Origin of the sequence: Sodalis sp. (in: enterobacteria), from assembly GCF_051710625.1 — a bacterium.
In the GTDB taxonomy this organism is placed as follows: Bacteria; Pseudomonadota; Gammaproteobacteria; order Enterobacterales; family Enterobacteriaceae; genus JBPESN01.
This window is the reverse complement of sequence record NZ_JBPESN010000022.1, coordinates 25,098-34,530: the sequence shown is the minus strand read 5'-3', so window position 1 is coordinate 34,530 and position 9,433 is coordinate 25,098. Positions and strand designations below refer to the sequence as shown.

Sequence of the window (9,433 nt, the reverse complement as noted above, 5' to 3'; positions counted from 1 at the left end):
GATCAAACAAAGCATGAGTCGGCGTGGTAACTGTTGGGATAACAGTCCGATGGAGCGCTTCTTCAGAAGTCTGAAAAACGAGTGGATACCGGTAACGGGCCACATAAGCTTCAGCGAAGCAGCTCATAAAATTACCGACTATATCGTGGGATATTACAGTGCACTCAGGCCGCATGAATATAACGGTGCGGTTGCCACCAAACGAATCAGAAAATAGATACTGGAAAAACGCTAACGCGGTGGCCAGTTTTAGTTGGCCACTACACTTCCTTGAATATGTCTTTCAGTGTAAGATGCGTCCAGATTTTTAGTTACTTTCGGTTCTGTGCCCATGTGTGTGTCTATAAACAAAACCGATAGTATTTATTAAATAAAATATCCCTTATAAATGAATAACATACGCAATTTTTCCATTATTGCCCATATTGATCACGGCAAGTCGACGCTGTCCGACCGCCTGATACAGACCTGTGGTGGTCTGAGCGAACGTGAAATTGCGGCTCAGGTGCTGGACTCCATGGATCTGGAGCGTGAGCGCGGTATTACCATCAAAGCGCAAAGCGTGACGCTGGACTATAAAGCGCCCGATGGTCAGGTTTATCAACTGAATTTCATAGATACTCCGGGGCATGTGGACTTCTCCTATGAAGTTTCCCGATCGCTTGCGGCATGCGAAGGCGCTCTGCTGGTGGTGGACGCCGGACAAGGGGTGGAAGCCCAGACGCTGGCCAACTGCTACACCGCGATGGAAATGGATTTGGAAGTGGTGCCGGTGCTCAATAAAATCGACCTGCCCGCTGCCGATCCCGATCGCGTGGCGCAGGAAACCGAAGATATCATCGGCATTGACGCCACCGACGCGGTGCGCTGTTCGGCCAAAACCGGCGTTGGCGTACCCGATGTGCTCGAACGGCTGGTGCGCGATATCCCGCCGCCGGAAGGCGATCCGGCCGCACCTTTGCAGGCGCTGATTATCGACTCCTGGTTCGATAACTATTTGGGCGTGGTCTCGCTGGTGCGTATTAAAAACGGCACCTTGCGCAAAGGCGACAAAATCAAGGTGATGAGCACCGGTCAACTCTACAACGCGAACCGGCTGGGTATTTTCACCCCGAAACGTATCGACCGTGAGGTGCTTAACTGCGGCGAAGTCGGCTGGCTGGTCTGTACCATTAAAGATATTCACGGCGCGCCGGTGGGGGATACCCTGACGCTGGCGCGTCAGCCGGCCGATAAGGTGCTGCCGGGCTTCAAGAAAGTAAAGCCGCAGGTTTATGCCGGTCTGTTCCCGCTAAGCTCCGACGATTATGAGGCGTTTCGCGACGCCCTCGGCAAGCTTAGCCTCAACGATGCCTCGCTGTTTTACGAGCCGGAAAGTTCAACCGCGCTCGGCTTCGGCTTTCGCTGCGGCTTTCTTGGCCTGCTGCATATGGAAATCATCCAGGAGCGACTGGAGCGTGAATACGATCTTGATCTGATCACCACCGCGCCGACGGTGATTTATGAGGTGCTGACGACCGATAACGCTACGGTGTACGTAGATAGCCCCTCCAAGCTGCCGCCGCTGAATAATATTAACGAATTGCGTGAACCTGTCGCCGAATGTCATATGCTGCTGCCGCAGGCTTATCTGGGTAATGTCATCAGGCTATGTATCGAGAAGCGTGGCGTTCAGACCAACATGGTCTACCACGGTAACCAGGTGGCGCTGACCTATGAGATCCCCATGGCCGAAGTGGTACTGGATTTCTTTAACCGGCTGAAATCCACCTCGCGCGGTTATGCTTCGCTGGATTATGGGTTCAAGCGTTTTCAGAACTCGGACATGGTGCGGGTTGATGTGCTGATTAATGGCGAACGGGTCGATGCGCTGGCGCTGATTACCCATCGGGATAACGCACCGTACCGCGGCCGCGAGTTTGTTGATAAGCTCCAGGAACTCATTTCGCGCCAGCAGTTTGATATCGCCATTCAGGCGGCCATCGGCAACCATATTATTGCCCGTTCCACCGTCAAGCAGCTGCGCAAAAACGTGCTGGCGAAATGCTACGGCGGCGACGTAAGCCGTAAGAAAAAGCTGCTGCAAAAGCAGAAAGAAGGTAAAAAACGCATGAAGCAGGTGGGTAACGTTGAGCTTCCGCAGGAAGCGTTCCTGGCAATTCTGCATGTGGGTAAAGACAGCAAATAAGTTTAAGGAGATTGCATGGCCAATATGTTTGCCTTGATACTGGCAATCGCGACGCTTATCACCGGGCTCCTCTGGTGTTGGGAGCGTTTTAAACTGGCGGCGGCCTGCCGCCGTCTGGGGCAGCAGCCCGGCCAGCAACGACCAGACGCCGTGGGGGAAACGCCCGGTAATGATGTCGCGGTAAAAGTCAGCCATAAGCCGGGCTGGATTGAAACCTGCGCGTCGATTTTTCCGGTCTTGTTACTGGTCTTTGTCGTGCGCTCATTTATTTTCGAGCCGTTTCAGATTCCCTCAGGATCGATGATGCCGACGCTTCTAGTTGGTGATTTCATTCTGGTGGAAAAATTTGCCTACGGCATTAAAGATCCCATTACCCAGACGACCCTGATCGAAACCGGGCATCCCAAACGCGGCGACGTGGTGGTGTTTAAATACCCGCTCGACCTTAAGCTGGACTATATTAAACGTGTCGTGGGGTTGCCGGGCGACCGGGTCAGTTATGATCCCGTCAACAAACGCTTGACGGTGCAGCCTGGCTGCGCCAGCGGTCAGGATTGCGCCACGGCAGTGCCGATTACTTACAGCGAACTCACGCCGAGCGCTTTTGAGCAAACCTTTAATTCAACCGGCGCTGGCGAAGCCAGCAGCGCCTTCCTGCAGGTGCCGCCCAATCAGGCGGTGGCCGGCGCCATACGCCTGGCGCAGCGTAAAGAATCGTTGGGCGGCGTGGTGCACAACGTTCTGACGGTGCCGGGGAAACAGGATCAACTGAAGATTTATTACCAACAGCAGGGGAGTTCGCTGGCGGAGTGGGTAGTGCCCCAGAGGAAATATTTCATGATGGGCGACAATCGGGATGATAGCGCCGATAGCCGTTTTTGGGGTTTCGTACCGGAAAGAAATCTGGTGGGTAAAGCGACGGCTATCTGGATCAGTTTCGAGAAGCAGGAAGGCCAATGGCCGACAAGCGTGCGCTTAAGCCGTATTGGCGGCATTCATTAATTCCTTTTTTAGCAAAGCATTATTTCGCTTACCGATGTAGAATACCTCTCAGGTAATAAAAGGCTGGCCCCCTTCGCGGGGGAGCCACTGCAAACGAAACAGTTTTGGACAGGCGTGCCGATTCCAGGCCTGTTCCGGCTGCGGCGGTTTTTTTTACGCATGGTTGAGTTATTGGTAACGCATGAATCCCATCTTAACAAATAGGCTCCAGAAGAAACTGGGCTACACTTTTCAACAGCACGATCTCTTGTTACAAGCGTTAACGCACCGCAGCGCCAGTAGCAAACATAATGAGCGGCTGGAATTTTTGGGCGATTCTATACTGAGCTATGTTATCGCCAACGCGCTTTATCAGCGTTTCCCCCGCGTTGACGAGGGCGACATGAGTCGGATGCGCGCGACGCTGGTCCGCGGCAATACGCTCGCGGAAATGGCGCGTGAGTTTGAGCTGGGCGAATGTTTACGTCTGGGGCCGGGAGAGCTAAAAAGCGGCGGTTTTCACCGTGAATCGCTTTTAGCCGACACGGTGGAAGCGTTAATTGGCGGCGTATTCCTGGACAGCGATATCCGAACCGTCGAAAAGTTGATTCTTGACTGGTACCGCTCTCGTCTGGATGAGATCAGCCCCGGCGATAAACAAAAAGACCCGAAAACTCGATTACAGGAATATCTCCAGGGACGCCATTTGCCGCTGCCAACTTACCAGGTGGTGCAGGTGCGAGGTGAGGCGCACGATCAGGAGTTTACTATACATTGCCAGGTCAGCGGGCTGGCGCAGCCGGTGGTCGGTAATGGCTCAAGCCGTCGTAAAGCCGAGCAGGCCGCGGCGGAGCAGGCACTCAAATTGTTGGAGCTTGAATGAGCGAACAGACGACCTATTGTGGGTTTGTGGCGATAGTGGGCCGGCCGAACGTCGGCAAATCCACGCTGCTGAATCAGTTGTTAGGGCAGAAGATCTCTATTACTTCGCGCAAACCGCAAACCACCCGCCACCGCATCATGGGGATCCACACCGAAGGACTTTATCAGGCTATCTATGTGGACACGCCGGGACTGCATATTGAAGAGAAACGGGCGATTAACCGGTTGATGAATCGCGCGGCCAGCAGTTCAATCGGCGACGTGGAGTTGGTAATTTTCGTGGTGGAAGGCACCCACTGGACGCCGGACGATGAGATGGTAGTGAACAAACTGCGTGACGTTAACTGCCCGGTCGTGTTGGCGATTAACAAGGTGGATAACGTGGTTGATAAGGAACAACTGCTGCCCCATATGCAGTTCCTCAGTCAGCAAATATCGTTCTATGACATCGTACCAATCTGCGCCGAGAACGGCATGAACGTTGAAACCCTGGCCGGGATTGTGCGTAAAGCGCTGCCGGAAGCGGTGCACCATTTTCCGGAAGATTACATTACCGACCGTTCCCAACGTTTTATGGCTTCGGAAATCATACGCGAAAAGCTGATGCGTTTTCTGGGCGATGAGCTTCCCTATTCCGTCACGATAGAGATTGAGCGTTTTGTCAGCAACGATCGCGGCGGTTACGACATCCACGGGCTTATTCTGGTGGAGCGCGACGGCCAGAAAAAGATGGTTATCGGCAATAAGGGCAGCAAAATCAAGACCATCGGCATTGAAGCTCGGCAAGATATGGAAGCCATTTTCGAGACGCGGGTGCGTCTGAAACTGTGGGTGAAGGTGAAATCGGGCTGGGCCGATGATGAACGTGCCCTGCGCAGTCTGGGCTACGTCGACGATCTATGAGGCAACGTGCCGATGGACGGCTGGCAACGCGCCTTCGTGCTACATGCGCGCTTTTACAGCGAAACCAGCCTGCTTCTGGACTTTTTCACCGAACGTCAAGGGCGGGTGCGCCTTTTGGCCAAAGGCGCGTGTTCCCGCCCCTCCGCGCTCAAGGGGGGCGCTACAGCCTGTTACGCCAATACTGGCCCGTTGGAGCGGCGGCAGCGAGGCAAAAACCCTGCGCAGCGCCGAGCCCGTCTCGCTAGGGCTGCCGCTCAGCGGTCTGCTGCTGTATAGCAGACTCTATATCAACGAGCTGCTCTCACGCGTCCTCGCCCATGAAACCGATTTGTAGCGCTGCAAACGATTCTGGACTCTCGATAAGCTCAAAATTTAGGTATTTTGGACTGTCCAGAATTGTAGTGGTCAACTAAAACTGGCCACCGCGTTAGCGTTTTTCCAGTATCTATTTTCTAATTCGTTTGGTGGCAACCGCACCGTTATATTCATGCGGCCTGAGTGCACTGTAATATCCCACGATATAATCGGTAATTTCATGAGCGGATTCGCGTTTGAATTCAGGACTAAAATTTCTTCTTTTCATTGGTGCGCCCGTGTTGTTCTGAGGTGAACATATCACCTCTGTTCAGGTGGCCAAATTCAGTGTGCCACTACAGTATTTGGCTGGCGCGTAGCGTCAGGGCGGCGAAAACCATCCATCCATTGCTGGATGCGATGCAGACGACGCCGGCATTCGTCTATCTGGTGCCGATCGTCATGTTATCCGGGATTGGTAATGTGCCCGGCGTCGTGGTCACCATTATCTTCGCCCTGCCGCCCATCGTGCGGCTGAGCATTCTCGGCATCAAGCAGGTGCCGGCGGATCTGGTCGGAGCCGCCGAATCGTTCGGTGCCAGCCCGAGCCAGATGCTGTTCAAAGTGTAATTGCCGCTGCCCTTGCCGACCATCATGGCCGGCATCAATCAAGCGCTGATGCTGGTGCTGTCGATGGTGGTTATTGCTTCGATGATCGCGGTCGGCGGTCTGAGACAGATGGTGCTGCGCGGTATCGGCCGCCTTGACATGGGGTTGGCCACCGTCGGCGGCGTCGGCATTCTGATCCTGGCGATTATCCTTGATCGGCTGACGCAGTTTTTAGGCCGCGACAGCCGCAGCCGCGGCAACCGTCTCTGGTATACCAGCGGTCCGCTGGGCCTGGTAACCCGACCGTTTCGCCGTCAGGCCTAACCCTTTCCACAAGGGCAGACCGCGGCATCGTACTCGCTGCGGCCCCTCTTCAAAGAAGAGGAATCCCCCATGCGTCATTCCTTTATCTAGGCGCTAGCGCTCACTTCATTATTCGCCCGCTCGGTCTGTGCTGCCGCCCTGCCCGGTAACGGCGTGGTTGTCAAACCGGTACAAAGTTCACTGGCGGAAGAAGCCTTCCAGACCGAGTTGGTAAACTGGGCGCTGGAAAAACTGGGCTACGATGTTCAGCCCACCAACGAAGTGGATTACAACGTCGCCTACACCGCTATCGCCAACGGCGACGCCACCTATCTGGCGGTAAACTAGAAGCTCCAGATGGAAGAGATGTACGACAACGCCGGCGGCGATGGCAAATTCTACCGTCAGGGAACCTATATCGCCGGCGCCGCCCAAGGGTATTTGATCGATAAAAAGACCGCCGAGAAGTATCACATCACCTCGATTGACCAGCTCAAAGAGCTCAACATCGCCAAGCTGTTCGACGCCAACGGCGATGGCAAGGCTGATTTGTCGGGCTGTACGCCGGGCTGGGGCTGTGAGGCGGTCATCAACCATCACATCAAGGCTTACGGCCTGAGCGTGACGGTTGAACACAATCAAGGCAACTATGCGACGATCATAGCCGATACTATCAGCCGCTTCAAAGAAGGTAAACCTATTCTGCATTACACCTGGACGCCTTACTGGGTGAGCGACGTGTTGCTACCGGGACGTGATGCGGTCTGGCTGCAGGTGGCGTTCTCCTCGCTGCCAGGCGAGCAGAAAACGATCAGTACCAAGCTGCTTAATGGCGCCGATTACGGCTTCCCGGTCAACAGCATGCGCATCGTCGCCAATAAACAGTGGGCTGAGGCCAATCCGGCAGCGGTTAAGCTGTTCGCCATCATGAAGCTGCCGATTGCCGATATCAACGCGCAAAACGCGCGGATGCATCAGGGCTAAGCGCAAGAAGCGGATATCGAACGCCAGACCGATGGCTGGATCAAGGCGCCCCAGGCGTTGTTTGACGGTTGGGTTACACCCCGCCGCGGCGGCCGCCGCCAAGTAAGCACGTCAGCAACCGGCCAGAAAGCCGGTACGGACGTTCACCCGCGCCGGCGACGTAATGATGCCGGTAAAAAACAGGCGAGGGGTATTCACCCCTCGTCTTTTTGTTGTTAATCGGTAATAATACCCGCCCGTTGGTAAAACGAATCCTGAATAAAAACGTCCACAGATTACCCTAGCCTGAACCCGGCCATAATCCTCATTATGGCGATCGCTACCGGCCTCGCTGTTGCCAGTAATTATTATGCCCAGCCACTGCTAGATGCCATCGCCCGAACCTATCATTTGTCGGTACGCGAGGCGGGGTTTATTGTGACGGCGGCGCAGATTAGCTATGCCTGCGGCCTGATGTTCCTGGTGCCTCTCAGCGATAAATTTGAACGCCGCAGCATGATCGTGGTGATATTGGTGCTGGCCGCGATCGGTATGGTGATTACCGTCTTAGCGCCGTCGTTACCTGTCATGCTATTGGGCACCATCATGAGCGGCCTGTTTTCCGTGGTGGCGCAAATCCTGGTGCCGCTGGCCGACCCCCTGCCCGACGCGGCAAAGTGGTGGGCACCATCATGAGCGGCCGGCTGCTCGGCATTTTGCTGGCCCGGACCTCCGCCGGCGCGCTGGCGGCCACCCGGCCCGGCACGCTGGCGGACCGCGGCAAAGCCAAAATCACCACCTTGAGCGGGCTGTTGTTGTTCTCTTGGGTTTTGGTGTGGTACGGTCAATACCACCGGCTGTCGCTGGTGCTCGGCATAATTATGCTCGATTTAGCTGCACAAAGGGTGCACATCACCAACCAAAGCGTTATCTACCGCCGCATGCCGGAGGCGCCTTCGGGTCGCTGGTGTCAGCGACGGCTTACCAAAGCGCCGGCTGGAATGGCGTCAGCCTCGCCGGCAACCTGCTCTGCCTGGTGAATTTATTGCTGTGGCTGCGCGGTAGCCATCACGAAGACGCTGGTCTGCCCGGCGCTTGCCCCCGCGCGCGCCGCGGCGCGCAGCGGGTTCTCATGCAATCGATACAGTTAACTCTCGCGGCACCCGCGCCCCAAGCGCGGGCCGCGCTTTTGCCCTCTATCAAAGGAAAGAAAGCCGTTCATTATGAAGCCTACAACCGCCGGCCTTGCGGCCAAAACCGCACCCGCGACATTTCGTCAGGGCGTCCTGTACAGCCTGCCGATTGTCATCGGCTATTTCCCCGTAGCGTTCGCCTTTGATTTGAACGCCGTAAAGCTCGGTTTCACCCCGCTCAAGGGGCTGTTCATTTCCTGCATCATTTACGCCGGCGCCAGCCAGTTTGTCATTACCACCCTGCTCAGCGCCGGCGTTTCGCTGTGGCTGGCCGCGCTAACGGTGATGGCCATGGACGTGCGTCATTTACTCTACGGACCGGTGCTGCGGCAGCGCATTCCTGGCGCGCTGTCGCCACGTAAAACCGCCCTTTGAGCGTTCGGTCTGACCGATGATGTGTTTGCCGCCGCGATTAGCCGGGTTAGTCGGGACAACCGCAGCTGGTCGGAGGCCTGGATGATAAGCGTTGCGCTGTGCGCCTGGCTGTCGTGAGTGCTCGGTTCGCTGGCGGCCGTATGCTCCGGCAACGCCCTTCTCGACGACTGCCCGCCGTATCGGCAACGCCGGGCTTTATGTTGCCGGCGCTGTTCCTGAGTTTTCTGTTGGCTGCTCTCCAGCGGCGACAAAGTCTGGTTTTAGCTACCGCCCTGCTTGGCGGGCTGGCGGGCCTGTGTCCGGTATCCATTCCCATGGCGATTCTCGGCGGCATCGGCGGCGGCTGTCTGGCGGTGCTGCTATCCCCATCGCAGGAGGGCCGGCGTGAGTAGTACGGCATTTATCATTTGGCTGTGTGGTAGGCATGGCAAATTTTCTGTTTCGCTGGTTGCCGCTGCGCAATGGCCTGCTGGGGCGGATACTGGACAGTATCGGCATTGCCGCCATTTGTGCGTTGCTGGTGGTATCCACCCTGCCTGACATTATGCACGAGCATCAGCGCGCGTAGCCCGCGCTGGCGGCTTTCTTAACCTTGACGTGTTATTTTGGCCGCACCCGCAGCATTGTGCTGACGACGCTGTCCAGCGCGCTGGTATACGGCCTGGTATATAAGGGCCTGCTGATGCTTTGACCGACCGCGTCAGGGAACAGGTAAATTAGCATTACCTAAACACTTATATAG

General features: G+C 55.9%; 4 protein-coding genes and 8 pseudogenes. 11 read left to right on the top strand and 1 reads right to left on the bottom strand.

The features are described 5' to 3' along the window. The 6 genes and pseudogenes from ACTBDU_RS07935 to recO all read left to right on the top strand — a co-directional run. Positions 1 to 311: pseudogene (locus tag ACTBDU_RS07935) on the top strand (integrase core domain-containing protein); the annotation flags it as partial. 77 nt (positions 312 to 388) lie between these two features. Then, positions 389 to 2,188, top strand: coding sequence for a translation elongation factor 4 (gene lepA / locus ACTBDU_RS07930; protein ID WP_438806099.1), 1,800 nt, complete (start codon positions 389 to 391; stop codon positions 2,186 to 2,188). A gap of 15 nt (positions 2,189 to 2,203) precedes the next feature. Beyond that, positions 2,204 to 3,190, top strand: a complete 987-nt coding sequence (gene lepB, locus ACTBDU_RS07925) for a signal peptidase I (protein WP_438806098.1) — start codon at positions 2,204 to 2,206, stop codon at positions 3,188 to 3,190. A 181-nt stretch (positions 3,191 to 3,371) separates the two neighbouring features. Next, positions 3,372 to 4,052 (top strand): ribonuclease III, encoded by a 681-nt coding sequence (rnc, locus tag ACTBDU_RS07920; protein WP_438806097.1) that lies wholly within the window; start codon positions 3,372 to 3,374, stop codon positions 4,050 to 4,052. Next, positions 4,049 to 4,954: a GTPase Era gene (gene era, locus ACTBDU_RS07915; protein WP_438806096.1), complete on the top strand. Its 906-nt coding sequence runs from the start codon at positions 4,049 to 4,051 to the stop codon at positions 4,952 to 4,954. The genes rnc and era overlap by 4 nt, the downstream gene beginning before the upstream one ends. Before the next feature lie 12 nt (positions 4,955 to 4,966). After that, positions 4,967 to 5,279: pseudogene (gene recO / locus ACTBDU_RS07910) on the top strand (DNA repair protein RecO); the annotation flags it as partial. Between the two features lie 80 nt (positions 5,280 to 5,359). Here recO and ACTBDU_RS07905 read toward each other — a convergent pair. Continuing rightward, positions 5,360 to 5,501 (bottom strand): annotated as a pseudogene (locus ACTBDU_RS07905) (IS3 family transposase); the annotation flags it as partial. Positions 5,502 to 5,611: 110 nt separating this feature from the next. Here ACTBDU_RS07905 and ACTBDU_RS07900 point away from each other — a divergent pair. The 5 pseudogenes from ACTBDU_RS07900 to ACTBDU_RS07880 form a co-directional block, all read left to right on the top strand. Beyond that, positions 5,612 to 6,181: pseudogene (locus tag ACTBDU_RS07900) on the top strand (ABC transporter permease subunit); the annotation flags it as partial. A gap of 138 nt (positions 6,182 to 6,319) precedes the next feature. Then, a pseudogene (gene proX / locus ACTBDU_RS07895) lies at positions 6,320 to 7,219 on the top strand (glycine betaine/L-proline ABC transporter substrate-binding protein ProX); the annotation flags it as partial. A 234-nt stretch (positions 7,220 to 7,453) separates the two neighbouring features. Then, positions 7,454 to 8,198, top strand: a pseudogene (locus ACTBDU_RS07890) (MFS transporter); the annotation flags it as partial. Between the two features lie 145 nt (positions 8,199 to 8,343). Further along, a pseudogene (locus ACTBDU_RS07885) lies at positions 8,344 to 9,083 on the top strand (AzlC family ABC transporter permease). A gap of 32 nt (positions 9,084 to 9,115) precedes the next feature. Beyond that, positions 9,116 to 9,382, top strand: a pseudogene (locus ACTBDU_RS07880) (AzlD domain-containing protein). Positions 9,383 to 9,433 lie beyond the last annotated feature (51 nt).

Excerpts from the sequence above, each read along its gene's own strand:
- lepA (WP_438806099.1), top strand. The coding sequence starts at position 389 with ATGAATAACATACGCAATTTTTCCATTATTGCCCATATTGATCACGGC.
- lepB (WP_438806098.1), top strand. The coding sequence starts at position 2,204 with ATGGCCAATATGTTTGCCTTGATACTGGCAATCGCGACGCTTATCACC.
- rnc (WP_438806097.1), top strand. The coding sequence starts at position 3,372 with ATGAATCCCATCTTAACAAATAGGCTCCAGAAGAAACTGGGCTACACT.
- era (WP_438806096.1), top strand. The coding sequence starts at position 4,049 with ATGAGCGAACAGACGACCTATTGTGGGTTTGTGGCGATAGTGGGCCGG.